The organism is Paenibacillus sp. MDV22-iso6 (assembly GCF_058408365.1).
In genome coordinates this window covers 1090644-1116859 of record NZ_JBZVDZ010000001.1, presented here as the reverse complement: position 1 = coordinate 1116859, position 26216 = coordinate 1090644, and the positions used below count along the sequence as shown (strand labels likewise).

The following is a 26216-nucleotide window of genomic DNA, read 5'->3' as shown; positions in this document are numbered from 1 at the left end:
CGGGTCATTCGGCTCTCGTTCCTGTTAATAGGTATAAAGAAAAATGTCGAATAAAGTGATTGCTAACTAAATTGTTGTGTGATATTATGATCCAGTAAACGTTTACATCAATAATGAATTGAATATTAGCAGTGTTTGGCTGTTACTGGTAAAGCAGGCATGACCAAAATGATTTTGCATTTTCCTTATGTGAGTAGGGGGAGGCATATCGTTTTGGTCTTTTTTATATCCAATTTCAGAAATGAGGCAAAGGTATGGATTATCGCAAGTTGGGACAAGAGATTACGGAATTGGTTGGAAAGAAGGATAATATTGCTCGGCTTACGCACTGCGCAACCCGACTTCGGTTCGAACTGTACGATATCTCCAAAGCGGAGACAGAAAAACTCAAAGCTCTTCCAGGTGTCATTACCGTTGTGAACAATGGTGGACAATACCAGGTTGTCGTGGGCAATGAGGTGCAGCAGGTCTACCGAGTTATCACTCAGCAGATGGGTTCAGCAACCCAAAGTGCGGAGTCCAAATCAGATTCCGGCAAAAATAACGGACCAAAGCAGAAACAGAGCTGGATTTCCAGATTCATAAGCGTAATCTCGACGACATTTACTCCGGTAATACCGGCAATTATTGGCGCGGGTATGATCAAAGCGATATTAGCCGTACTTGTGCTGACAGGCCTCGTAACTACAGAAAGCCAAAACTATTACATCCTTAACACCATTGCGGATGCGGCGTTTTATTTCATGCCTATTCTGCTGGCTTATGGAGCTTCCATTAAGTTCGAAACAAGTCCAATTCTGGCGATGACCGTTGCTGGTGTTTTGTTACACCCGGGATGGAGCGCCCTGATGGCGGAAGGAAAAGACGTGTTTTTCATCGGTGTTCCAGTTCGACTAACCGATTACGCAGGTTCCGTGCTGCCAATTATTATTGTCGTTTGGCTCATGTCTTATATTGAACGTTTCGCGGATCGAGTATCGCCCTCAATGATCAAATTTTTCACGAAACCGATGATTGTGCTATTGATTACAGCACCTCTTGCATTGGTGGCGATCGGGCCTTTCGGAACGTACCTGAATGATCTGGTTGCGCTGGGTGCAGAAGCGATTAATGCCAGAGCCAGTTGGCTGATTCCTTTGTTAATGGGAACTTTGCAACCGTTCCTGATCGTGACAGGCACTGCATGGGCGATGACGCCGATTGCAACTAGCCAACTGACCAAAAATGGATATGAAATGATCAACGGTCCGGGAATGCTAGCGTCCAATATTGCTCAAGGTGGGGCTACGCTTGCTGTAGCATTAAAAACCAAAAACAAAAAACTGAAACAGCTCGCTGCTTCATCCGGTTTCACCGCTGTGCTGGGCATCACGGAACCCTCCTTGTACGGTGTAACACTGAAACTGAAGAAACCCTTAATTGCCGCAATGATTGGTGGTGGCGTAGCAGGGATATACGCTGGTCTGACCGGATTAGTACGTTATGCCTTCGTTTCTCCAGGGCTTGCCGCGTTACCTGCCTTCATTGGCAGCAATCCGATGAACATCGTTCATGCTATTGTGACTTGTCTGATTGCTTTTATCGTTACCTTTGCCCTGACATGGATCATTGGTTTTGAAGATCCAGTAGACGATGAAGAAGAAGGCAATTCCAATGTTAACGATGACAAGATGCTTTCCGGGCAGCCTGTTAAAGACAACACGGCCGGCACGCAGTCTGTTGCAACAACAAATGCAAATGTACCGAGCCAAAATGAATTACGCCCACTTACGATCGCCAGCCCGATGCAAGGGGAATTAGTCCATCTGGACCGTGTACCAGACGATGTTTTCTCTTTGGGATTGCTGGGTAAAGGCGCTGCAATTATCCCTGCAAAAGGAGAACTGTATGCACCAATCACAGGTGAAGTTACGGCTTTCATGGACTCCAAACATGCGGTCAAATTAAATGGTTATGATGGAGAAGAGGTACTCATTCATATTGGAGTGGATACCGTCAACCTGAAGGGGAGACATTTCAACTCTTCCATTAAAGTGGGGGATCGGGTACAACGGGGTGACTTGTTGATCAGCTTCGATATCGATGCCATCAAGGCGGAAGGATATGAAGTTATAACCCCGATCATTATCGCCAATTCGGATCGTTTCCCGGATATTAAGCTGGAGCAGCAGAGTCCTGTGGAGGTTGGAGCGACTATTATCCACCTTTCATAACAAGCTTAATACGGTCCGTCATAAACATTAAAATGAAGGAGTGCTTGAGATGTTATATCAACACATCAAACCGTTCCCCAATGAATTTCTGTGGGGAGGCTCTACCTCTGCTTATCAAGTGGAGGGAGCCTGGAACGAAGATGGCAAAGGTCTGTCCGTCATCGATATGTGTGATCATCCGGCCGGAACCGCCGATTTCACAGTAGCGAGCGACCACTATCACCGATTCAGAGAAGACGTGAAGCTTTTTGCAGAGCTGGGCCTCAAAGCATATCGTTTTTCGATTGCATGGACTCGAATCTTGCCTTCGGGCACAGGAGCTGTTAATGAAAAAGGACTCAATTACTATCACCAATTGATTGACGAATTGCTGCTCCATGGTATCGAACCCATTGTGACCATGTACCATTTCGACTTACCTTACGAGCTTGAGAAAACGGGAGGATGGAACAACCGGGAAACGATCGATGCTTTTGTCGAGTACGGGCGTATCTTGTTTGAGCATTACGGGCATAAAGTGAAATATTGGTTGACCATTAATGAGCAAAATACGATGATTCTTCATCCGGGAGCCATTGGCACACCGAAGGGCGGACGTTTGCCTTCCAGTAAGGAACTGTATCAGCAAAATCATCACATGTTTGTGGCTCAAGGCAGAACGATGCGACTATTTCATGACATGCTCCCGCAAGGCAAGATCGGTCCTGCATTGAACATGACTTCCATGTACCAGGCAACCTCCAGACCAGCAGATGCAATCGCTGCACATAACTGGGAGACGATTCGCGGATGGGGTTTTCTCGACTTATCAGTATGGGGACGGTATAACCCATTATTCTGGAGTTATTTACATGAACGTGGCATTGAGCCGGTTATTGAGCAGGGTGACATGGATGATATCCGGTCTGGCCGCCCCGATCTGGTAGCAATCAATTATTATTCGACGGCAACCATTGCCGCCAGTACGGGCAATGCGTCGGATGTTACAGCTCGTGCGGGTGATCAGCAAATCATGCTTGGCGAGCAGGGAGTATACCGGGCCGCGGAGAATCCTTATACCGAAAAAACAAAATATGGCTGGGTCATTGACCCGGTTGGCCTGAGGCTAACATTACGTAAGGTATGTGAACGATATGGTCTCCCGATTCTAATTACGGAAAATGGTATAGGTGCTCCGGATGTACTGGAGGCAGATCACACCATTAACGATACGTACCGGATTGATTTTATTAAGAAACACCTGGAACAGGTCAGACTGGCTCTAACGGATGGGGTAGATGTGATTGGTTATTGCCCTTGGTCCGTGATTGACGTGGTAAGCACTCATCAAGGTTATGGGAAACGTTACGGCATGATCTATGTAAACCGCGGTGAACAGGATCTGAAAGACTTGAAGCGCTTGAAGAAGAAAAGCTTCTCGTGGTATCAGGAGGTCATTAAACAGAATGGCAGATGTATCGGAAACTCGGATCAGGCGGTCACGAAAGAATAAAGGATCGTGATGAATGCATGAGAGTAATCAAAATATTGAATAACAGCTTGCTTCTGACCAAAGATGAACAGGGACAAGAAATGATTGTCATGGGAAAAGGCTTGGCATTCAAAGGCAAAGTCGGCGAGCGACTCGATGAGGAGCACATCCAGAAACGATTCATTCTGCAAAATAATCCGTCTGCCCAGGCTTACGTACGAACCATCGAAAACATGCCAGAAAAACATGTGAATGTCATAAACAAACTGATTTCCAATGCCAAAGAAAAGCTGTCTCTTGACGATCAAATCTTCTTTACGCTTATGGATCACTTGTCGTTTGCTATTGAGCGATGGAAAAAAGGGGTAGCATTACAGAATCGCATGTTATGGGAGATCCAGAGGTTTCATCCTGTCGAGTTCGAACTGGGGGTTGAATCCGTTCAGATGCTGAATCTAGAACTGGGCATTGAACTGCCGGAAGAAGAAGCAGGTAATATCGCTTTTCATTTCGTGAATGCCCAAACACATGAGCAGAATATGGAGCGCACGATGCAATCCGTTAAGATGTTAAAAGATATTTTTAACCTGATTCAATACACCTTTGATATACAATTGAACAAAAATTCCATCCATTATGTGAGACTCGTCACACATTTGCAATTCTTCATCCAGCGTTTACAAGAAGGGCGTCTGGGCAATTCGGCGAAAGATTTTATATTTCAACACATGGCGAAGGAGCATCCGCTTGAATACAAATGCGCGGAGATGATCAAAACCTACGTACAAAACATGCTGGATATCTCCATATCGAACGAGGAATTATTATATTTGATGATTCACATTGCTCGAATTGTGCAGGAGGAGCAAGGTGACGAGGGAGGATTATAAAACAAAGCTAAAGTTATATTCCCTTACTTAGGAGGAGCGATTCTCTGAATATCTGATGCCCTTGATTTCTAGTATGTTCATATGCCTGTTAATAGACAGGGAAAAAGATACTTTTTAACTATGACCGTTTTCCCGTATTCTTTCGGGAAACGGTCTTTTATATTTGCAAAAATCTATTCGTATGGTGCCTGTCGATGATTTATTTATGAAAAAAATAGTTTTCACCTACTTTTTTTATTGAAATTTGGGTTCACTTCAGACCGGATTTTATTTACGCTTCATGAAGAAAAATATCCCAAAGGAAAGGAGAAGACAGCAGAAAATCCAGAGGCAATAATGATGAATTCTACATTTAAGCGAATCAGGAGGCAATAGAAATGAAGTAGTGCTATAACCTTGTTAAATGGATGGTTATTCGTGTGTTGGTCGTAAGCATCTGTGCGGTTATAAGTTACGTTCCCGGCAGGGTGGCCGCCGATGATTCGGTTATCCATACCCAGCCAGCAATCTTGGAGACGGTAAGCCCGTCAGGATTCGTACATCCTTCCGTGGGTTTCACTGGTGATGCGCTGAAGCTAATGCAGGAGAAGGTTGCCATTGGTGCAGAGCCATGGGCGAGTGCGTTCGAGGACTTCAGGAACCGTCCCAGTGGATCGCTGGATTATGATATTCGAAATCAGAGCAAGCTGGATAAAACGAAACCGGCATATGATCGCTTGCAGGCGTTTCCATTCAATATCATGAAGGAGTATTCAGAGTATATGTGAATTGTTATAAAGGGGAAGGCATACACCAGATGGACAATGGTATTTTATGGGCGGATTACTGGTCTCTCGCTGAACAGCCGGGACATTTGCGACTGAAGGGATTCAGACCTATCAAGGAAAGTGGCTTTTTCCGGGCTGGCAATACGCTATCTCAACGTTACCTCATGACGACAGGGCTACAGGTGGATACCAAGCTTGATCTGGTGGGAATGTCGGATGGACTTCGAGCGGGCCTGGTTCATTTTAATGGGGGCGTGGATTATGCCATGGGTTCTGCGCAAGGGTATAGAGTCTGGTGTCCGTTGGGATATTTGTTGTAAATACGACTAGTTTCAAATTGACTTTGCTTGCCATGATGAACGAATTACGATTTCGAGGAGTATAATCATATTGAATAGGCACGGATAAAACCTCTCTGCTAAACAGGGCTCAAGCTGCCGAGAATGTCTCGATAGCCTGGAGCTGCTGAATTAGCAGCTTTTTTGTTTCGTTCGTTTGATATCCCTCTTATACAACCCTCTCAAGCAAGACCCCAACCTGGTTTGCCATGACATGAGGTGGATACGGCATCCCGTTCGTGATCCACCATTCCACTATTCCTACAAAAGCTGTTCCCATAAAGGAGCCCACAATCAATTCATCCAATCCCTGGTTTCTTTCTTCGTTCATATTTACTTCACCTTTATATTCTTCAATAAGAAACTCAAGGAACCGGGCACGAAAAGAAGGAGCTCCTTTACTCGCCAACATCGTTGAAAAGAATAAATAATTGCGCTCAAAGTATTCGAAATAGACCAGATTCGCTTCACTCCACTCCATTTCACATGCATATTGGTTGATGTCCTTCATGTTGTTAATATGCTCTTCAATCAGTTTATCCAGCAGATCAAATTTATCTGTGTAATGCAGGTAGATGGTTGCCCTGTGAACATTTGCCCTGTTGGAAATCTCCTGGATCGTAATGGAATCGAAATTCTTTTCTGACATCAATTCAATGACGGCCTTTTTTATTGCTTCCTGTGATTTGAGTATTCTTCGATCTATTTTAGGCACGAATTTACACCAAGCTCTCTTAGTTAATAGTCAATTCAGGGGATTTTGTAGAATAATCGACAAACACAGATCATTTAACGATTGTAAGTGCCTAGATTCAATATAATATTATACACATGTCGTGTAAACGATCAAAATCGCGTTTGACTAAACGACTACATTGCGGCAGAGACAACCCTGAACCGGTTCGAATGGAGAGGATTCGTAAAATCTGGAGGTAACGGCTGAAACAGTAGATCATCAGACGGAGGAAAACAGCGTGATTCCCATCCATATTATTGTTGGCGGCAGCACGTTTACAGCAACTTTAAATAACAATGAAACGACACAAGCCCTGATAGCGCAATTTCCGATGACCATCCAAATGAAAGAACTGAATGGGCTAGAAAAGTATAATGATCTGCCCGAGGAGCTTCCTGCTGCATCTACCGAACGCCCTGAAACCATTCATGCCGGTGAAATTATGTCCTGGTCCGGAAACACTTTGGTGCTTTTTTATCAGACTTTCTCCAATTCTTATGGCGGGTATGTACTACTCGGAAGTGTTGACGATCCGTCTAATTTGGCAGCTACGCTTGGTTCAGGGCATGTACAAGTCACCTGGTCGCTTGCAGAATAAACCGCAGGAATGTTTCCAGAGGTGAAGTTATCTAGAGAAGGAAGACTACTGATTAGTTTATCTATATGGAAAAGGAGTAAAGTGAAATGAAACCCAAAGACATTCTTGAACGAGATAAAAATGGCGAGTTAATTTCTTTAAATGACCCGGAGTATTATAAAATTCATGATCTTATTGTTGAAGCACAGAAAATTACAATGCAATTAAACAACTCATATCATGAAGCGAAAGAAGTCAGAGGATTGTTTTCGAAATTAACGGGAGTAGAGGTGGATGAATCGTTTGGACTTCTTCCTCCTTTTTACACGGATTTTGGCAAGAATATCAGAGTGGGAAGAAATGTGTTTATCAATCATGCTTGTACTTTTATGGACAGAGGTGGGATAACCCTCGAAGATAACGTATTGATAGGTCCAAAAGTTAACCTGATTACCATTAACCACCCGCTGGAACCAGCTGAAAGACGCTCCACGATATCTACTCCAATAGTCATCAAGAAAAACGCTTGGCTTGGTGCAGGCACGATGATCATGCCTGGGGTTACGATCGGAGAAAATTCTATCGTTGCTGCAGGTGCAGTGGTCACCAAGGACGTTCCACCCAATACGATTGCTGCAGGTGTTCCTGGGAAAATTATAAAGAATTTGGAATAGAAACGCTCATGTAATCGGGAATATATAGAAAAATAAAAATGTAGAAAGACATAAAGTTCCCAACCTGACTGAGGAGTGACATCAAGTAATGATGGTGTTCTGAACAGGGAAGCGTGGAAAAAAGCCAAAACCAATCTTCCGAAAAACACGACATTCGTGAGTATAAAGGGTGGCAACCATGGTCAACTTGGCTCCTACCGGATGCAAAAGGGAGACAGCGCGCCTAAGGTTACAGGTCAGGAACAGCTTCAGCAGGTTGTTCAGGCACTGAAAGAATGGATGAAATTAGTACAAAAATAAAAAAAAGGACCCGTAAGTGTTCATCTTCCATCGATGATTGCTTTCGGTCCTTTTTTGTTTATCCTGTACCTTTATGCCCTGGCAGCATCTTTATAAAAATATCTAATGAACGACGGTATCGGTTTCCGCCTCTCTTTGTTAACGTCTTCGGAAGGCTCCGCCGCGTGCCAGAGCGAAGAAGATGAGCAGGGCAATAATCGAGCCAACGATGGCGGGAATAATATGAAATCCGCCAATCACCGGCCCCCTTGGTCCCAGCAATTCCGTACCTAACCAGGAACCGATAAAACCCGCAATAATGTTCCCAAGTACACCGCCTGGTACGTCCCGCCCAATCAAGTTGCCGCTTAACCAGCCAATAAGTCCACCAACAATGAGTACCCAGAGCAGATCCATGGATTGTTCTCCTTTCTTCGGGTTTATTACAAGTTATGTTGGGCTCAATGGAATATACCTCAACTTCCAGTTGGTGAAGGAATCTAAAGTGTCTGTGCTAAGATGAAGGTAAATTATGATTCAAGCTGGGGAGCAAGGCTAGAAGGGGTGCACTTGAAGAAGATACTTGTCATTGACGATGAAGTCGCAATCAGAGATTTAATTGAGCTCGTACCGAGAAGAGAAAACGACGTCGTTCAAACGGCTGAAAACGGTAAAATAGCATTGCAGCTGCTGGATGCGGTACTCTATCATATAATGGTAACATCTTTAAAAACTGCTTTGAATTATGGATAGATCTTTGTGTTATTAGATTATCGGATAAAGAAGAGAAATATACTTAACATCAAATTTTGGTTATATCGTTTTAAAAGAGTTCTACTAGTAAGTCATAAGTCCAACTCCATTTTTCTTCATTATCGGTTTTTAAGCACCCATTTTAATTCCGTGGAACAATTCAAAAAAACGGCCGCTGTTCGCATCGTTTGCGACAGGGCCGTTTTTTGTTTTTCGTAGGCTAGCATCAATTGCTATTCATTCTTGCCAAACACTCATAGGGTCCCATGGCTTGATTTGATTACCATATTTTCCGGCCAAAAAAACTTTCATGTCTTCCAGCTTAGCAGGCACCTCGTTCCAAATTGGAAGGGGTGGTAACCCTCGTTTGCTTTTCAATAGGATGTCCACTGTAACATACAAGCGTTCTGGCTGAATCCAATGAAGGAAGCGGGAAATATCAATTTGCTTGGTCAGGGACAAGGCATCAATTTCGTCATTGTAATGCTTGTTGAACTCGCTGATCAGGTTCAGGAGGTAGTCTCTCTGCTCCTTCACGAAGTCCAGGCCGCAGATGGCGCCATGTCCTGGAATAACGATTTCGGGTTTAATTTCATCAATAATGCGGTCAAGCACTTTAACCCAATTGAGGGTTCCCTCTTCGCTGTATGCCGTACACCCGTTAAACACCACATCGCCGGCGAACAGCACTTTTTCTTTTGGCATCCACATCAGCAAGTCACTGTCAGAGTGGGCCGGAGCAACATTGTAAATCATTACTTCCGTATCGCCAAGACGGATGTTTATATCGTCCTTTATCTCAATATTCGGGAGCAACCATTCTACGCCTTCCAGGTCGAATCCTTCAAATTCCGCTGCAAAAAACCGCTCGCCCGGAGTAGATTCCGTAGAATCCTTTCCTCTTCTAATGACGCTGTCCATCCAGGCGATATTTTCGGTGAGGCGCTCTCTGGAGGCTTCCTTGTGCATAATAATGCAAGCATCTTCAAACACTTTGTTTCCCCAGGCATGGTCGCTGTTATAGTGCGAGTTCACCACATATGCGGGAGAGCCGCCGTTGCTTACTTCCATAAAAGCCTCTCTCATTTCCCGCGCATGGAACAAATCGAAGAACGTGTCATACACCAGCCCTTCACCCTTGTTGATAAACCCGGCATTGGCCCAACTGATGCCGCGATACGGCGAAATACCGGCAAAAACGCCATCTGCGACTTCAATAAATTTAACACGAGGTTTTTGAATAACACGTCCATACTTCATGAAAATTCTCCTTTGCGTATTTGTTTTGGGGTAAGGCATACTGACTATGTCTTATTGTAGAGAATGGAAAACAGAAATGCAAGCATGCACTTGCATGCATTCGTTCTATGCAATATGATAGTAACAGAACAACATCACACTACATGGATGGAGGCGCTTAACCATGAAACTAGTAACCTTTCAAACCAATACATCCCAGGAACCGTTGTTTGGGCTTGTAATAAACGAGAAATTTGTCGTGTCTTTTGCCGCAATCATGAAAAATCAGGGAACATTCGTTGACAGTCTTGAAAGTATGGACAGCTATCTTCATTATTTGCCGGCAAGTGATGATGCCGCTAAGGAAATGATGCAATATGCTATCGAACAGTTGCATCAATTCAATGAAAATGAAATCAGCCCGATTGCAGCGGTAACCCTGCTACCGCCGGTTCCGAATCCGGCTGCGCTTATCGATTTCGGGCTAACGCCGAGACATCTGAGAAATGCTGGCGTAAATCTGCTGCAAAGAGAATATAGAGGGCCGGAAAGAGAAGAGCTCACACGTAAAATTTCCGAAAAATTCCAGCAAGATCTGAATAAAGTAACTTTCAGTTATTACAAGTGTAACCATAATGCATTAATTGGCGATGGGGATACAATTCATTGGCCTTCGTACTCTTCCTACCTGGATATCGAACCGGAGCTGGCTTTTGTTACAGGGAAGGGGAACTGCATTGCAGGTTATGTTATTTTTAACGACAGTACTGTCCGCGATGTGAAGTGGCCGGATTTCCAGGCGATGACCGGACCGACGCGCTGCAAAGATTTCGATCGGAGCAAAGGAATAGGACCATTTCTGGTAACGCCGGATGAAATCGACAACCCGCTGGCATTGGATGTGGATGTACATATCGGGGCGAGACTGCACTGGAAGGGAAGCACATCCGAGTATTCTGCACACCCTGCAAATGTGATGGAGGAGGTTCTCAAAGTTTTCACGCCACTCCCGGGCACGATTATAGGAATGGGGACGATACCGGATTGCTGCGCAATCGAGACCGAAGAATGGCTGTTGCCCTCTGACCGAATCCAGATTACATTTGATAAATTAGGCACGCTCACGCAATTGGTGCCTGATCGTGTCAAGATTACGGAACCAAGCCGCTGGGAAAAGAGATGCGATTTACCTTAAATAAACGTTATGAAAATAATGAACCCCTACCCTGCTGCATATACAAAACTTGTAGTAGAATAGGTTTAACATATGCAAAAGGAGAAATACAATGCAAACTTCAGACAGAATCATTGAAGCCGCGACAAGGCTCATCAAAAAGAATGGCTATCGTGGAGTAAGCACCAAAGCCATTGCAACGGAAGCTAAAGTCAATGAATCTACGATTTTCCGGCAATTTGGAAGCAAGCAAGGCATATTGGAAGCCATCATTGAAAGACATTCGGATATTCCGCAATTTGAGAAGCTGTTAAAAGAGGACGCGACCGATAATCCGGAAGTCGATTTGCTGAATGTAAGTCAGCAGTACCGATTGTTTTTCCATAAAAATGCGGACATCATTTTGATTGGCATCCGCGACAAAGGAATGTTTCCCGAATTGGACAGAGTGCTGGCCGATCCACCGGTGAAGCTGCACTCCTTGCTGGTTGAATATTTTGAACGCCTGCAGAAGAAAAAAGTTATAGCCAGACAGGATGAGCCCCTTGCCGCCATGTCTTTTCTCTCGATGTGCTACGGATTTCAGATGAGCGAGCTGATTCACGGGCAATATCAGTCCCAACTCGTCACCGAGGAAGATTTCTACAAGCACAGTGTCTCATTGTTTGTAAAAGGAATTTTGTCTTAGTCATAAGCTTTGTTGATTTATTTAAAATGCCAAAGACTGCTTTTGCTCGACTAGCTTTACCATTCGTTTCACATTCACAACAAATGCTGTGAGATATGTCTGTATTCGCATACGAAATAGACCTCGGTACTTGGCTGTTGCCATACCGTGAACCTCTTCATCTCAGCATTTTTAAACTCAATATCCAGTCTGCATTTATCAGTAGTTACTCAAAAAAGAATCACTTCCCAAAAGTTATACGGGAAATAGGAGTAAGAGTCCACCTAATTATTAGGCGGACTCTTTTAGTTATTCTTATTTGATGATGGATTTTTTTAAAGAGCAACATAAATGAGGTTGTTTATTTATAATTTCGGAGATGAATTTCGATCGGTACTCCCATGGGGGAGATCACCTTGGGATAAGCACTTATGTTCAGTATTATTTTGATGAAGATACATGTATCTTCATTCTTTCAAAGAATGAGTCTATTAATCAGTACAGATTAGGCAATGCTCTGTCAGATATTTTGCATCATATTAATATAAATTTCCAACAAAACAGGAGGAGAGTAGGGAACTTGGACAAGTTTTTGTCCCGATTACCGTAATGGACAAGAACATGATCCGATTGCCGATTAGAAGTATATCTATTCGATCTCTGCCTGCTAATTCATTAAGCTAACGGGCAGATTAGCGTGGTATATTTAATTTAAAGTTCTAACAAGGAGGTCGCAAATGAATTCGATAACCTCGAAAGAGTTTGAAGCTGTTATTAAACTCCCTGCGAATATTCGATATGAATATTTTATAAAGAAGGTTACTGATTCAGAAGAAATTTGGGGGTTGTATGATGACGGTTGGGCAATGTCTTCAGATGATAACGAGAGATTGCTTATTTCATTCTGGCCTAGGAAAGAGTTTGCAGAGTACTGTGCTTATGAAGAATGGTTAAATTATAAAGCACATTGTATCTCATTAGACGAGTTCATTAGTGACTGGTTACCCAATATGGTGGAGGATCAGCATAAGCTGTCGATCTTTTGGAACAGAGATAATTCTGCAGTTCTTGAGATTCAAGTGCTACTAAATGATTTAGAGAAGGAACTCGAAAAGTATTGATCCATCGTTACGCTAACGGGAAACGTTCCAGAGAGCTTGAAGAAAATGAATCGGAGAATGTTAGGCGAATCGATCAGATTGATGAGATGATCAAGGACATTAGTAAGATATTTGAGGTTAGAGCCGGACACAGCTCAATAGAAACAAACTCTATATATCTTAAAACAGAAGATTCTATTTTCTGGCATGGGTGCTTGTAGGGGAGAATGCATGTTGGAGGAGATATATTTCATTATTTTCTGAAGATAAGCAGAAAAAAAGGCATCTCCTGAAGAAGATGCTCTTTTTTTCTTGAGTAGAAACATTGTTAGGATTGCTACTGGAATCATTCGTCCTAAAACGAGGAAGTATAAATATATTACTCTCTTTTTTCATTATCTAATCGCCGACGAAATACCAAAGCCGAGACAGCAAATATAATAAAAGATAATGTTGAAGCAGCAGTAACCATCTTCAACACATTTCCTATTGGAGGGTTAAACAACAGAGCAATTGAGATGATTAAAACAGCACCTGTTAAACCCATTCCCAAAATCGAGATCGCTAAAATCTTGTTCATCAAATCACCTCACAAGGGATATTATACCATTTAAAGAGACTGCCCAGAAAATTAAAGAGTTAGGGTATGTAAATGAGTGGGGCTGGAAGAAAGTTGTCAAGAGTCCTAAAAAGAACTACAGTGCCAAGGTTATTTGTCTTTCCGATTTGATGAATATCTAAGTGAGAGTGGTGATCTCTTTTGAGTGATTAAAGATAATGAGCGATATGGAAAAGATCCTTTGGTTAAATGAAGTTGTGGGGATTACAGAAAAAGTATGAGCTGTTATTAAAATCAAATCCACATGAAATCTTTACATAGTGAAATCTTTCTTGTTGAGCAAAAAAGCCATATTTTGAGATATTCCAATTGAAATTATGGATGTCATTGAGATTAAATACATTACGTAGCCCATATATAAATTTTTATTCAAAATTATTTAAGCTGCGACCGTTTCTCAGATTCTACCTGGAAACGGTCGTTTTATTTATTACTAAAGTCGCAAACAAGGATCATCATGCTACGTTTGGAAAGCCTCTTAAGACTCCCCTCTCTATAACTCCTGCCTGAAGGGCCGGTACGATATGACTGCGGTCGGAAAAACTGGTCAAAATGATGATTCGTGTATCCGGATACGCTTCCGATATGAGGCGACTGGCTTCAATGCCGTCCATTATTGGCAAGTACAGGTCCATCAGGATAACATCAGGTCGGAGTTTGCCATTCCATACTTAGAATGAGAAATTAAAGTAGATGCGCAAATCGAGGGCGAAGTTAAACTAACGGGCAGGATAGTTTAACATGAAAGCTGGCTAGTGTATAAATAGTATAAAATCATTTCGGCCTAATAATTACGATGAAAGAAGATAATCAAAAAGTTTATTGCGTGTCGAGGGACAAGAACTTAAACCGATTACCGTAATGGACAAGAACATGATCCGATTTCTGATTAGATGAATGTCTAAGTAGAAGTGGAGGCTCCTTTTAGAACGCGCTATGTTTTTGTGCGGATATTTTTATTTTTTTGTCCGCCACATGTGTACAATAAATAAAAAAGATGATACATTGAAATTAGTTTAATCCCTTTTATAACAGGTTTTTTTGGAGAATTCTTATGTCTCCTGTACGAGGACATACGTATATCGAGGAGGGAATGGGATGTCAAGTCAAGCATTGGACCAATTTTTAAGTTCGAACATCGAAGATCTAAAGACTAAAGGTCTATATAACGTCATCGATACGCTGCAGGGTGCAAATGGTCCTGTTATTCGTATCGACGGAAAGTCCCTAATCAATTTGTCTTCCAATAACTATTTGGGACTTGCAACAGATCACCGCGTGATTGATGCTTCAGTTAAGGCGTCGCAGACATACGGGGCAGGCGCAGGGGCTGTGAGAACAATTAATGGTACGATGGATCTTCATATTGAGCTTGAAGAAAAACTGGCCCGTTTCAAAAAAACGGAAGCCGTTATCGTGTATCAATCGGGATTTAACTGCAATATGGCTGCTATATCCGCGGTAATGGACCAGCATGATGCGATTTTATCAGATGAGCTGAACCACGCTTCGATTATTGATGGCTGCCGCCTGTCGAGAGCCAAGGTGATTCGCTTTAAGCATTCGGATATGAATGATTTAAGACAGCAGGCGAAAGATGCCAAGGAATCCGGTCAGTACCGTAAAATTATGGTCATCACCGACGGGGTTTTCTCCATGGATGGTGATATAGCAAAGCTGCCCGAAATCGTGAAAATAGCAGAAGAATTCGATCTGATTACTTATGTGGATGATGCCCACGGTTCGGGCGTTCTCGGAGCAGGTGCGGGAACCGTGAAGCATTTTGGATTGTCCGACCGCATTGACTTTCAAATTGGTACTCTTTCCAAAGCGATCGGCGTTGTCGGCGGTTATGTGGCGGGTAAAAAACAACTGATTGAATGGTTGAAGCTGAGAAGCCGTCCGTTTCTGTTCTCGACATCGCTACCTCCGGCTGCAATCGCTTCTTGCAGCGCTTCTGTCGACATTTTGATGAATGACAAAGAGTTGATCGAGAAGCTGTGGGAGAACGGCAATGATTTGAAAAACGGCTTGAGCCGGCTTGGATATAATGTGGGCCAAAGCGAAACGCCGATCACACCTTGTATCATTGGCGATGAAGTAACCACCCAACAGTTCAGCAAACGGCTCTATGAAGAAGGCGTTTACGCCAAGGCAATCGTGTTTCCGACGGTCCCGAAAGGAACCGGAAGAATACGCAACATGCCGACAGCTGCCCATACCAAGGAGATGCTCGACCAGGTGATCTCCGTTTATGAGAAAGTTGGCAAGGAAATGAAGCTGATTTAGCTGCATTCGCGGGAGTATATTTCGGGAGGAATGTCTTATGAACAAGATTTTGGTGACCGGAGCACTGGGCCAAATTGGTTCTGAGTTAGTTGTTAAATTACGTGAAATCTATGGTGCGGATCACGTCGTTGCTACGGATCTCAGGTCATCAGCCCACGAAATTACCCGATCCGGGCCATTCGAGCTGCTGGACGTGACGAATGATAAGGCGATGTTCGAAATCGCCAAGCGGTACGAAGTTGATACCGTCATCCATTTGGCTGCTCTGCTGTCGGCTACCGCAGAGGAGAAACCGCTGCTTGCCTGGAATTTGAATATGGGCGGATTGATGAATGCACTTGAAATATCCAGGGAGCTCGGCTGCCAATTTTTCACTCCAAGCTCTATTGGATCTTTTGGTCCTTCGACTCCGAAAGACAATACCCCGCAGGATACGATCCAGAGGCCCAATACGATGTACGGCGTGAACAAAGTGTCCGGCGAACTGCTTTGTGATTATTATTTTCACAAATACGGCCTGGATACTAGGGGGCTGCGATTCCCGGGTTTAATATCTTATATGACGCCTCCCGGCGGAGGAACGACGGATTACGCCGTGGAAATTTATTACGCAGCTGTGACGGCTGGACGGTATACATCTTATATCGCTAAGGACTCAAACATGGACATGATGTATATGCCGGATGCCCTGAACGCTATCATCGAATTGATGGAAGCGGATTCTTCCCGGTTGATACACCGAAATTCATTTAATGTCACCGCAATGAGCGTGGATCCGGAGGCGATTGCTGCAGCGATTCGGGATGAGTTTCCCGGCTTTATCCTCGATTATGACGTTGATCCGAAGAGACAGGCAATTGCCGATAGCTGGCCGCATTCCATTGATTCGACGGCAGCGAAAACAGAATGGGGATTTCATGCCCGCTACGACCTGAAGGCCATGACGAAGGATATGCTTTCACAGCTAAGCGAGAGACAAATGCTTCGCAAGGCTTAAAGTGATTATGAATTCGCTGTGCAAAGCGAGTTGAAATACAAAAGAAGCTGCATCAAGAGGTTTGGCGTTACTCGGACCTTTTGTTGCAGCTTCTTTTTTCATCCTCCAGCCCAGACATTTCCGTGGTATGTGGCTTATCAGATAAAGAACACGGCATAAAGTTTGCAACAGGACGGACCGAGGAATGCAAAATAAAACACAGAAGTGAAAGAAAGGGAGCTGTTTATTTCGCGGGACAAGAACATGTTTTCATTGCGATAGGCGTTTATCTAATCGTTATTTTGCCTGTTAATTCATTTATAGATATAATGCAGATGTACAATGACACAAAGTTACCAAACAATAAACAAGAGAACCCTTTCAGCCACATTAATAAAAGAATAAAATGATAGTTTCATTAATCAAACAAGGAGTGTGCATATAATGGATTCGTTTTCGAAAGAAACAAAAGATAATTCTTACGTAGTAATTCCGTCAGAAAATGTAACTAAGATACAACTTGGAGATCCATGTTATATTGGTTATCAACTAGATGGGCAAGAATTCTGGGAATTAACGGGTGTCTCTTATACGACTGAAGTATCTTCGTTTAGAAGTTCGTAAATACCAATACCATATGGCAGGACATATGCATCATGCCTTATTACCGCTTAGCAAGCTGCTATAAGTTAATTTTCTATTTTGAAGAAGGAAGGGGATAACCTTGCAGGAGTACTAACTGACGCCTATAGAAATAGTAGCGATCCGTTGGGTTGTAGCACATTTTTCAAGGTAGTTCCTTTGTTTCGTGACAGTCTAATTGAAATCGGTATTAAAGAAGGTGTGACTCATATTACTGATGGTATAGTTTCAGATGATACGATTTCACACGTTGATCTAATAGCCTTTTACAAAAAAATAGGCTTTACGTTGATAATAGAAAGTTACATATGGTCTATATAGAAGCAATGATAAGATTAATTTCATTGAAGGAGGTTCGAGATGAGAAACGAAGAATGTTGTCCTGAATGTGGAGGAACAAAATTAGGGGAGGGCAAGTCGCACGGCGAAGCTAGGGTATATCCTATGAAAAAGATGCTAACATTAGGATCAGATGTTACTCATGTAATTTGTATAACGTGTGGATTTATTTTAAAAAGTTTTGTTAAAGAGCCACATAAATTTGAGGATAATAAATAAAATTGTACTGCAAGAAAGGGGACCAACAGATCAAGTTCTAACTCTGCTCAGTTAAATAAAGACTAAAGGGCATAATTGCATGAAAGTAGGGAACTTTAAAAAAATTCAGTCTTTGTTGTCGAGGGACAAAAACATGGTCCCATTGAAGTCGCTATTTTAGCGGCTTTTTTATGTTATCGGTACAAGTTCGTGTCCCGAGCCGAGGACATGAACTTGTACCGATTGCCGAAATGGACAAGAACATATTCCGATTACCTATTAGATGATTATCTTGATTTTGTAAGTCTTGTAGGACGCAATATAACGATTATGGCGGCTAACACCAACTCGATCATATATGGAGCAAATTTTGCTGCACATATGGGATTCAGAAAGAAATGATTTCATACCTCCCTCACTGTAAATTGTCCTTTGAGTATATACGTAAAAGCTCCTTTACCAGTGAGAGGTGGGTAAAGGAGCATATCTAGATCTTATGAAAGTTTACTTGGATTCAATTCGACCGATTGGATTTGGATCTTCTGATAAAGCCTTTTGAACTGCCGTCCAGCTGTCATGTTCAATATCGAGCGCATGACAAAGATAAGCCCATGAGACCAGCTGAATTAAGGCGACATGTTCTGGATTTTCATCTGTTGTTTCCGTAACTTCATAACCCGGGATTCCGCTAAGTGAGTGTTCTGCACCGAATAGGGTGAGCAGGCTCTCGGCCCCTGGGCTTAAGAAGTAGGGGTCGGACATCCATTCCGGGCCGCGGACGGTCAACTGATACTTTTGCGGGGTATAGTCCTGGTCCCCGACGATCACAAGTGTGGGTGTGATCATGTGCGTGAAGCTCACGTTCAAGTGCGGCATATTCTCGGCCGCGAACGTCGTCAGGCTGTCGCCACCTTGTCCAGCGGTGGCAAACAGCACGCCCGCTTTGATGCGCGAGTCAAACAGGTCCACGTCCTTCTTAGTTTCTGGGTCGAGGACTCGCAATCCCAAGAGATTGCCCGCCGTTTGGCCACCGAAGGAATGTCCAGCTGCTGCTATTCGGCTTCGATCAGTGCGTCCACTTTGTTTTGTAGAGGAATTAAGTCCAGCTCTGAAGACTTTGATTGAAACAGCAACAGCTGCAGATGAAGTACGTGCCAAGATTACACCAGATGAATTGTTGTGGGCGGTAGCAAGTCTCTGTACGGGAGTAGACAACGGTGATATAGCGCATGCGAAAAATATTGTTTCTCTTCTTGTAGATGGATTGCGTTACCGTGCAAAACGTTAACACTTCGACAGAATCCTTCTTTTTTACTGCGATGGTTTGATCAGAGACGCACTAGTAAAACTATGCTAAATATAACTTTTGTTGAAAAGTTTACTAGTGGGCTCTGTGATGGGGATCTTGAAAAGTAGTAAAATGTCGCAGGACAAGAACAGTGTGTCATTTCGGATTAGATGACTATTTAAACAGTTAGATGATGGAAATCAACGCGCGTGATAAAAGCAGATTACCATAGATAATAGCTAAATTAGATGAGTGTTATTGGCTAGTTTCGGCACAGTCATTTTTAAGATCCTAATTCACCTTTAACAAGAGCAGAGGCCGTTGTTATTCTAAATAAGCTTCTAGGTCGCGAGCCAATTGAGGGAAGTACCATTAAGTGGAACGACGTTGCCGAATGGTTCTGGACGTATGGCGATATTCAAGCCTCTTCCAACGTCAATGTAGAGGATTTACTTGCAACGCAATAGTGGTTACTAGAGAGCACCTAATCAGGTGCTCTTTATTTTTTTCATTCTGTACAAGATGATTTAATTTATAGAGACAGCTATTCTTAAGCCGCAGCTCATCTCTATTTCTGCATATATGCGTAGAGGAAAAAAACGACTTATATTTGCGGTTATTTATTCCACCATTTGCCATTCGCAAATATATAGCATATATATCGGTGGCTAGACTCTAAATGCATCATGGATTAAGATTATTTTAGGTTTATAAATCGATCTCATCCAGCCGAAATTATTATTAAATTCAAAAATATCCTTTTCACGAAACGCAAATATAACTCAGATAGGTGTGCATCATTATTAAGATTTTAAGAGAGTACATAACGCAGTCCCCTTTAGAGTTGGCGGTGTTCATTGAACTGTCTATTATACTTGCAGAAATGGTGCATCGTGAACACGAGCGGAATAGGATAATTGGATACCTTAGCCCTGACCATATCAGCGTGCAGTGGGAGGGGAAAACAGCTCAAGTATCCTGGCATACGGAAAGTCATGCAGCTTATCGTTCTCCCGAGCAATTTGCACGATTCAATCTGGTGCCGAATGAACGCAGTGATCTTTACGCATTAGGGGTTATTCTCTATGAGTTGTTAACCGGACATTTGCCTTTTCATGCTGACAATGATGAAGACTGGGGTACCGTACATACCCGCAAGGTACCTCAATCTTTATCCGATATTCGACCGAGTTTAGACGAAACACTGCAAGCTATACTGATGAAATTACTTGCCAAATCACAGGTGGAGCGTTATCAGAGTATATATGGGGTGCTTGAAGATCTGAAATTGTATCAGAATATGATGATGGATAACGATGGAGCGTTTAAGCCATTGGAAGTGGGACGTTTAGATAAAATCCGTACGCTTTCCCTATCCGAATCGTGGTATGGACGTAGTGCCGAAGTGGTGCAAATGGAGGCTGGGCTGGAGCAGGCTTTTCAAGGAATGAATGCCTTTCGTTGGGTGATAGGCAAAGAAGGAACGGGTAAAACGGCGCTTGTCCATAGAATCGAACAAAACGTCGTTCGACATGGTGGCCGGATGATCACTATGAAAGTGGAACTTTCCCAAAAAAATATTCGATGTGGGCCGATCCTTCAGGGAATGCGGGAATGGGTCTATCAACTGTGGAGTGAGCCGATTGAAATCATTACACGTCTGAAAGCCAAACTACAAGCCGGTTTCGGTCCAGAAATGCAGGTAATCGTATCCTGCTGGCCTGAGGCCAAGCTGTTGTTCGACAACGATGCGAAGGTAGCACATATCTCGGACGATGCGAAGGTCTGGGAACGGTTTGAAGAACTTCTGCCAGACTTGATCTGTTGTATGGCTGAATGCAAGCCACCGTTTGTTTTATTTATGGACAATCTGCAGTGGGTCGACAATGGTACACAAGAGGTAATTCGTGAACTTGCATTATCACAAAAAGCGCATGGGTTATTCCTAATAGGGGCTTATCGTACGGAGGAGTTGATCACTTCCACGGGGGATGTAGCGAATTTTGATCAAGAGGATTTGCTGGCATGGTTAACCTATAGATGCCGTGCCAATCCAGAGGAACAAGTGACTCTGCCACCGCTGGCTTATGAGGATGTGAGGCAGCTGATCTCTGATGCTCTATATGAGAAATCCGGTCGCATTCAACTTCTGGCGCGGTCTGTCCACGATCAGACAGGTGGTAATCCTGGCTCGGTTCGTCTCTTGCTGGAGGGATGGATAAAGGAGAACAGACTACGTTTTGACGAAAGACGACGTCAGTGGGTATGGGACTCTGAAATAACCCGGCAACTAGGCAGATCGAAAGAACATCTGAGTTTGCTGGAGGTAGGCTTCTCCAAGCTCAAGGAAGATCGTAAGGAGTTCTTGGCTATGGCTGCCGCAATTGGTCCGGTATTTCAGTTAACACTCTTGGCCGAAGTGTGCGGCATATCAGTGGATATGGTATTCCTTAATCTTCAAGAGGCGGAAGCTGAAGGGTTTATTTATCGGGAAGACGAAGCAGAGCAAGAAGATGAACAGGATTTGATCTATGTGTTTGCCCATGAATTCATTCACCGAATGGTATATGCTTTCGATTCAGGACGCAATATCCACCGACACCGGGTAATTGGACGGTTCCTACTGGATCGCACTCAGGAGTCACACGATGACCTGTCAAGAACAGCGATTGATCATCTGAACTTGGCAGCTTCGGCATTATCAGACCAAGAAACGAAGCAATTGATTGAGTACAATCTTCAAGCGGGACAAGAGGCGTTGGCAGCGGCGCGCTATGCAAAAGGGAAGTATTATGCAGAAAATGGGCTTCATCTGCTGGCAATATGCAAGGCGGAAGTACCAGGTATACTCGATGTCGAGTTGCAGTTGGTATTAGCTTGGACGGAGTATATGGGTGGCAATAGCGCACGGGCGAAAGAACTGTTGGTGGACTTGAACCAAAGCAGCGATCGACTGAGCCGATCGGAGCGACTCAAAATCTGGGCACCTTTGATACAATTTCATGCATTCGTGGACAATGAGACTGCGGTTCAATTTGGAATGGAGGCGCTAGGCTCGTACGGCTGGAAGCTTGGGAAGAAGAGTTCCCTGTTGTCTATCGCCAAGGAAATGGCCTCGACCGCGGTCCTCTTACATCGAAAACGGGAGAAGCACCTTCTGCTGTCCAACCCACTTGACGAGGATTATGAGGAATTATGCCATTTAATGGAGCTGTTGTTTCTTCCATTACTTACACACGATGCACGATCGCTACTGGAATTGTATGCCCCATTTATTCGTTATGGGTTGCATAAAGGGGTGAATGAGTCGTTAGCATCAATGATCGGAGGATATGAGCTGATTGTGCAAAGGACATTTCCGAGCTTTGCTCGAGCGACTTCGATTGCTGAGGGGGTGTTTCTGCAAATTGCGAACACCTCTACATTGAGGAAAAAGCATGTTTTTACTTTTCTGAGCGGAATGATCAAGCAAATGGACAGTCCTTTGGAATCTTCTGTTGTCTTGTTCAATGCGATGCGTCAAGGGATGGAAGCAGGCGATCATGACTTTGCTAATTCTGCCTTAATTTTTTGTGTTATGGGTAATCATGGGAATGCATATGTCATAAATGAATTGCTCCGATACTTTGAGGAGAACATGCGACAGATTGCCGACGACAAGATACTGGAAATGATGCTGCTGACGAGTAGTTACACAGCAGTGCTGCAAGACGATTCTTTGATCGACAGTTTTGTTTCTATTCCACTGGTGTCGACTGACAGTGAGTTGGATCACCGGGGCGAAGACAACTATAGTTGCGGTTGTCGGCTTGAGGTGGCGTTGCTGTCGGGCAGGTACAGGGAAGCGCTGTATTGGTCGCAACGAGGAAGGGTAAACGAATTTCATTTGGATTGGATGCGAGTTCGTAAACAACGTGTTTACGAGAGTTTGGCATTAGCTGGATTTTATTTTGAGACGAATAGGGAGGATCGTAAGCGGATTCGGAAGACCATACGCGCGCAATTGCGATTGATGAAGAGTTGGCGAGGATTTCTAGACAGTAAGTCCTCCGCATATTTGCTAATCAAAGCAGAAAGTGAACGAATTGCAGGGAATTCGTTTGGCGCCATGAATCAATATACGGCTGCAATTAAGCGAGCGAGAACAGAAAAATACGTATTGCTCGAAGCCATTGCTTGCGAACGGCTTGCTGTATGTTATCAAGATGATCTGCTTAGCCGATCCGGAGCGGCAATTACGATGATGGATGCTTGTGCGGCATACGCCGAATGGGGAATCACCTCCAAAGTAACTCAAATTAGAAGCAGACACGCTGAATTGCTGGACCCGGTTTACAAACGTTATGAGGGTCCAGTATTACAGGAGCGAGCACATATGACTCAAACCATCACAGAGTTAGCTTGGCAGAACGGCCCCAAGATAGGTGAAGGCTCGAAGAGCGAAGAGCAATTCGAGCTTTTACAACGAATCATTAATGGGTTAGCACAGACGAGTAAGGCAGACTGGAGGTTAAATCTCTTAAAAACGGCTCTAAGACAAACCGGAGCAGAGCGTGGTCTGTTGTTGAAGCGTCAAAATAATGAGTTCATTATTGAAGCTAACTCTTCTTACTGGACTGATAAGGAAAAAGAAGCCGACCTGTATGCGGAGAGCGTCTTACGTCATACAGCGATGACGGCGAAACCGCTAATTCTGCATGACGCGCTTCAGAGTTTTTGGGTGAGGGATGCTTATATTGCAGCAAAAAAACAGAGGTCGATTCTGTGCATGTCAATCGATGTTCCGGGAAAACAAGCTTCCTATCTACTATACTTGGAAAATCGACAGATGTCGGGTGTGTTTACAAAGAGGGATGTTCAGATGATGGAGCTTATTGCGACACGGATCATTTATCTCAAGATGCTGGAAGACGAAACTGCGGATACAACATTCCCGAAGGCTTTTGACAGTAACGCTTTGTCCGTGGTGCCTTGTCTCATACAACCGGGGCTGACTGAACCGCTGACTGAACGTGAAACGGAAATTATTAAAGCGATTGCAAAAGGCTTGTCGAACAGGGAGATTGCTAATCTCTTTGGTATAGCAGAGACGACGGTCAAGACACATAGTTCTAGAATATACGGCAAGTTGGGTGTAAAACGGCGGGGACAAGCTGTCGTACGTGCTAGAGAGTTGAAATTAATAGAGTGACAAACAAGGAAGCGAGCCTGAAAGGGCCGCTTCTTTGTTTGTTTTCAAACAGACGACAACTCGAGTTCTTTGGTCATTCCATATTGTAGAAAGGAAGAAGTCTTAGAAATGCACAAAAATGGGTCCGATTAATTTATGTACCAAACTTTTATGGTGTACTACTTTAGTAGGACTTAAATATCCTGTGATGAGACTATAATGTCTAGATGGAGTCAAGTGATAGGAGGTCATCTTAAGCCACAATCTGAACTACCCGTTGTAACTTTTGACGATATTTCAGGACATTGGGCAAAAGAAATGTTTGAGGAATTAGCAAGTCAAGGGATGATTACAGGATATCCAGACGGTTCTTTTCATCCCAATGAAAGCATCAAGCGCCAGCTCATGGCTCTACTATTGATGCGTGCTTTTGAGATTGAACCAGTACGTGAGGCAGTGTCGCGGGACAAGAACATTGTTCCATTCAAAGTCGCTATCATAGCGGCTTCTTGGTTCCTTTGCCGAAAAGGACAAGAACATTGTGTCATTTCGGATTAGGTAGTTATCTAAACAGCATTATGATGGAAGTTAGGTGGCGATATAAAAGCCACCTTTCAATCATCCTCATAGAAATTCCATAGGCCTTCAACAATCTCTAAAAACTCTTTTTTCATAGGATACAAATCTGCTTTTGAAAGATGGATGCGGCTATAATTTGCTAATCCTCCCGGATTCGAAGTGATGGCATTCCATCATGCACGTCCTTTACTAATTTTATCTAGAGAAGCCATCTGTCGGGCAACGGTAAATGGATCTGCATAGGAAGTAGCAGTAAGCCCGATTGAATGAGTCACTTGTTTTATCCGATTGCCTATTAGTTGTATATCTAAGTCTGAGTAGTGAGTCTCATAATTTTGAATTTATTCAAACCCTATATACGGCGTATACCCGAACGATCGTTTTTTCAGGGCAGCGTACTACTTTCGTATGACTACAACTTCTATAATTTTGTCTACAATGTCTACGTGGGGAATGATAGGATTCTTTTGTTGCTCGAAGATAATGAGGAACGTTCTATCCGTTGTTTGAAGCTTTAGTTGAAATCGCAGGGCTCGAATTCTGCAGATGATCGCAACCGGGATTAAGGGATAAAAATTCATTAATATGGGGGAAAGTTAAGTGATAAGAAGATTGAAATTATCTATTGTATTTGTGCTTGTAATGACGTTGTTTGTGGTTTCTGCTGCTCAGGCGGCTCCAGTTGGCCAAATAGATGAGATCTCTATTATTGTTAATGATAGTGTAGTCCAGAGTGACGTTAAACCCGTTGTCCATAAAGGAACCACACTTATTCCTTTAAGGGTCCTTGAAGAATCGCTCGGTGTGTCTCTTAACTGGAATAGTTCTACACAAACCATAACGGTTTTTAAAGGAGATGCATTGGGTGTTCTAATTATTAGAAACCCGACTGCCAGCGTTAAAATCGGTGATGTAGAGGAGAAGGTGGTACTCGATCAACCTGCTAAGATCATTCAGAACCGGGTTATGGTACCAGTACGTTTTATTGCGGAACTATTCGGAGCAAAAGTAGTATGGAATCCCACCATTAAAACCATAATCATTAGTACTTTGCAATCGGTTGTCGAAGAATCGCAGAATTCTACAGGCGATGTAGCCAAGGGAGATAAAGGCGATACCGGAGCGACTGGACCAGTTGGAGCACAAGGAGCTTCGGGGCCAGCAGGACCACAAGGCCACGTGGGACCGCAAGGAAATCCAGGGCCAGCAGGAGCACAAGGTCCGGTAGGGCCGCAAGG

Annotated in this window: 24 protein-coding genes and 2 pseudogenes; 19 read left to right on the top strand and 7 right to left on the bottom strand. The window is 43.5% G+C overall.

Annotated elements, in window-relative coordinates; genetic code table 11:
* The first annotated feature begins 254 nt into the window (after positions 1 to 254).
* From AC4PM4_RS04760 to AC4PM4_RS04740, 5 genes are all read left to right on the top strand, one after another.
* On the top strand, positions 255 to 2213 hold the full coding sequence (locus AC4PM4_RS04760) for a beta-glucoside-specific PTS transporter subunit IIABC (RefSeq protein ID WP_079693630.1): 1959 nt from the start codon (positions 255 to 257) through the stop codon (positions 2211 to 2213).
* A gap of 49 nt (positions 2214 to 2262) precedes the next feature.
* Positions 2263 to 3705, top strand: coding sequence for a glycoside hydrolase family 1 protein (locus tag AC4PM4_RS04755; RefSeq protein ID WP_079693629.1), 1443 nt, complete (start codon positions 2263 to 2265; stop codon positions 3703 to 3705).
* A gap of 17 nt (positions 3706 to 3722) precedes the next feature.
* Positions 3723 to 4574, top strand: coding sequence for a BglG family transcription antiterminator LicT (licT, locus tag AC4PM4_RS04750; RefSeq protein ID WP_064640837.1), 852 nt, complete (start codon positions 3723 to 3725; stop codon positions 4572 to 4574).
* A gap of 407 nt (positions 4575 to 4981) precedes the next feature.
* A complete protein-coding gene (locus AC4PM4_RS04745; RefSeq protein WP_143806488.1) occupies positions 4982 to 5341 on the top strand; it encodes a hypothetical protein in 360 nt (119 codons plus the stop codon).
* A 29-nt stretch (positions 5342 to 5370) separates the two neighbouring features.
* Positions 5371 to 5661, top strand: a complete 291-nt coding sequence (locus tag AC4PM4_RS04740; RefSeq protein WP_143806487.1) for a beta-xylosidase family glycoside hydrolase — start codon at positions 5371 to 5373, stop codon at positions 5659 to 5661.
* 187 nt (positions 5662 to 5848) lie between these two features.
* Here the strand turns inward: AC4PM4_RS04740 and AC4PM4_RS04735 are convergent, their stop codons facing one another.
* Positions 5849 to 6394 (bottom strand): TetR/AcrR family transcriptional regulator, encoded by a 546-nt coding sequence (locus tag AC4PM4_RS04735; RefSeq protein ID WP_063567455.1) that lies wholly within the window; start codon positions 6392 to 6394, stop codon positions 5849 to 5851.
* A 259-nt stretch (positions 6395 to 6653) separates the two neighbouring features.
* Here AC4PM4_RS04735 and AC4PM4_RS04730 point away from each other — a divergent pair, with 259 nt between their 5' ends.
* From AC4PM4_RS04730 to AC4PM4_RS04720, 3 genes are all read left to right on the top strand, one after another.
* Positions 6654 to 7013: a cyclophilin-like fold protein gene (locus AC4PM4_RS04730; protein ID WP_079693627.1), complete on the top strand. Its 360-nt coding sequence runs from the start codon at positions 6654 to 6656 to the stop codon at positions 7011 to 7013.
* A gap of 86 nt (positions 7014 to 7099) precedes the next feature.
* Positions 7100 to 7666, top strand: coding sequence for a sugar O-acetyltransferase (locus tag AC4PM4_RS04725; protein WP_079693626.1), 567 nt, complete (start codon positions 7100 to 7102; stop codon positions 7664 to 7666).
* 75 nt (positions 7667 to 7741) lie between these two features.
* Entirely contained in the window at positions 7742 to 7966 is a 225-nt protein-coding gene (locus AC4PM4_RS04720; RefSeq protein ID WP_079693625.1) for an alpha/beta hydrolase, read from the top strand.
* 138 nt (positions 7967 to 8104) lie between these two features.
* Here AC4PM4_RS04720 and AC4PM4_RS04715 read toward each other — a convergent pair whose 3' ends face one another.
* The gene (locus tag AC4PM4_RS04715) at positions 8105 to 8362 is read right to left on the bottom strand and encodes a GlsB/YeaQ/YmgE family stress response membrane protein (RefSeq protein ID WP_024630063.1); all 258 of its coding nucleotides are present in this window, start codon (positions 8360 to 8362) and stop codon (positions 8105 to 8107) included.
* Between the two features lie 102 nt (positions 8363 to 8464).
* Here AC4PM4_RS04715 and AC4PM4_RS04710 point away from each other — a divergent pair, with 102 nt between their 5' ends.
* Complete coding sequence (locus tag AC4PM4_RS04710; RefSeq protein WP_256337875.1) at positions 8465 to 8698, top strand: response regulator transcription factor; 234 nt, start codon at positions 8465 to 8467, stop codon at positions 8696 to 8698.
* 237 nt (positions 8699 to 8935) lie between these two features.
* Here the strand turns inward: AC4PM4_RS04710 and AC4PM4_RS04705 are convergent, their stop codons facing one another.
* Positions 8936 to 9958, bottom strand: a complete 1023-nt coding sequence (locus AC4PM4_RS04705; protein WP_079693624.1) for an MBL fold metallo-hydrolase — start codon at positions 9956 to 9958, stop codon at positions 8936 to 8938.
* Between the two features lie 163 nt (positions 9959 to 10121).
* On the opposite strand from AC4PM4_RS04705, the gene AC4PM4_RS04700 reads away from it, so the two are divergent.
* Together AC4PM4_RS04700 and AC4PM4_RS04695 are read left to right on the top strand one after the other, a co-directional pair.
* On the top strand, positions 10122 to 11132 hold the full coding sequence (locus tag AC4PM4_RS04700; protein ID WP_079693623.1) for a fumarylacetoacetate hydrolase family protein: 1011 nt from the start codon (positions 10122 to 10124) through the stop codon (positions 11130 to 11132).
* A 91-nt stretch (positions 11133 to 11223) separates the two neighbouring features.
* Positions 11224 to 11799, top strand: coding sequence for a TetR/AcrR family transcriptional regulator (locus AC4PM4_RS04695; RefSeq protein WP_079693622.1), 576 nt, complete (start codon positions 11224 to 11226; stop codon positions 11797 to 11799).
* 21 nt (positions 11800 to 11820) lie between these two features.
* Here the strand turns inward: AC4PM4_RS04695 and AC4PM4_RS04690 are convergent.
* A pseudogene (locus AC4PM4_RS04690) lies at positions 11821 to 11981 on the bottom strand (transposase); the annotation flags it as partial.
* A 534-nt stretch (positions 11982 to 12515) separates the two neighbouring features.
* On the opposite strand from AC4PM4_RS04690, the gene AC4PM4_RS04685 reads away from it, so the two are divergent.
* Positions 12516 to 12899: a DUF2750 domain-containing protein gene (locus AC4PM4_RS04685; protein ID WP_079693620.1), complete on the top strand. Its 384-nt coding sequence runs from the start codon at positions 12516 to 12518 to the stop codon at positions 12897 to 12899.
* Positions 12900 to 13257: 358 nt separating this feature from the next.
* On the opposite strand, the gene AC4PM4_RS04680 is transcribed toward AC4PM4_RS04685, so the two are convergent.
* Both AC4PM4_RS04680 and AC4PM4_RS04675 read right to left on the bottom strand, forming a co-directional pair.
* Positions 13258 to 13458: a hypothetical protein gene (locus AC4PM4_RS04680; protein ID WP_024630061.1), complete on the bottom strand. Its 201-nt coding sequence runs from the start codon at positions 13456 to 13458 to the stop codon at positions 13258 to 13260.
* 494 nt (positions 13459 to 13952) lie between these two features.
* A pseudogene (locus tag AC4PM4_RS04675) lies at positions 13953 to 14144 on the bottom strand (response regulator); the annotation flags it as partial.
* 451 nt (positions 14145 to 14595) lie between these two features.
* On the opposite strand from AC4PM4_RS04675, the gene AC4PM4_RS04670 reads away from it, so the two are divergent.
* The 3 genes from AC4PM4_RS04670 to AC4PM4_RS04660 all read left to right on the top strand — a co-directional run bounded on the left by AC4PM4_RS04670 (position 14596) and on the right by AC4PM4_RS04660 (position 17962).
* Positions 14596 to 15786: a glycine C-acetyltransferase gene (locus AC4PM4_RS04670; RefSeq protein WP_079693618.1), complete on the top strand. Its 1191-nt coding sequence runs from the start codon at positions 14596 to 14598 to the stop codon at positions 15784 to 15786.
* A 37-nt stretch (positions 15787 to 15823) separates the two neighbouring features.
* A complete protein-coding gene (locus AC4PM4_RS04665) occupies positions 15824 to 16783 on the top strand; it encodes an L-threonine 3-dehydrogenase (protein WP_079693617.1) in 960 nt (319 codons plus the stop codon).
* 981 nt (positions 16784 to 17764) lie between these two features.
* Positions 17765 to 17962: a hypothetical protein gene (locus AC4PM4_RS04660; protein ID WP_063567440.1), complete on the top strand. Its 198-nt coding sequence runs from the start codon at positions 17765 to 17767 to the stop codon at positions 17960 to 17962.
* A gap of 483 nt (positions 17963 to 18445) precedes the next feature.
* Here AC4PM4_RS04660 and AC4PM4_RS04655 read toward each other — a convergent pair whose 3' ends face one another.
* Positions 18446 to 18949, bottom strand: coding sequence for an alpha/beta hydrolase (locus AC4PM4_RS04655; RefSeq protein ID WP_197521399.1), 504 nt, complete (start codon positions 18947 to 18949; stop codon positions 18446 to 18448).
* Positions 18950 to 19010: 61 nt separating this feature from the next.
* Between AC4PM4_RS04655 and AC4PM4_RS04650 the strand changes: the two genes are divergently transcribed.
* From AC4PM4_RS04650 to AC4PM4_RS04635, 4 genes are all read left to right on the top strand, one after another.
* Positions 19011 to 19229, top strand: a complete 219-nt coding sequence (locus tag AC4PM4_RS04650) for a hypothetical protein (protein ID WP_179132057.1) — start codon at positions 19011 to 19013, stop codon at positions 19227 to 19229.
* A gap of 946 nt (positions 19230 to 20175) precedes the next feature.
* Positions 20176 to 24420, top strand: coding sequence for a BREX system ATP-binding domain-containing protein (locus tag AC4PM4_RS04645; protein ID WP_491612868.1), 4245 nt, complete (start codon positions 20176 to 20178; stop codon positions 24418 to 24420).
* Between the two features lie 198 nt (positions 24421 to 24618).
* Positions 24619 to 24957, top strand: a complete 339-nt coding sequence (locus AC4PM4_RS04640; RefSeq protein ID WP_063563779.1) for an S-layer homology domain-containing protein — start codon at positions 24619 to 24621, stop codon at positions 24955 to 24957.
* A gap of 621 nt (positions 24958 to 25578) precedes the next feature.
* On the top strand, positions 25579 to 26216 hold a 638-nt coding region (locus AC4PM4_RS04635), incomplete at its 3' end, for a stalk domain-containing protein (RefSeq protein WP_491612867.1).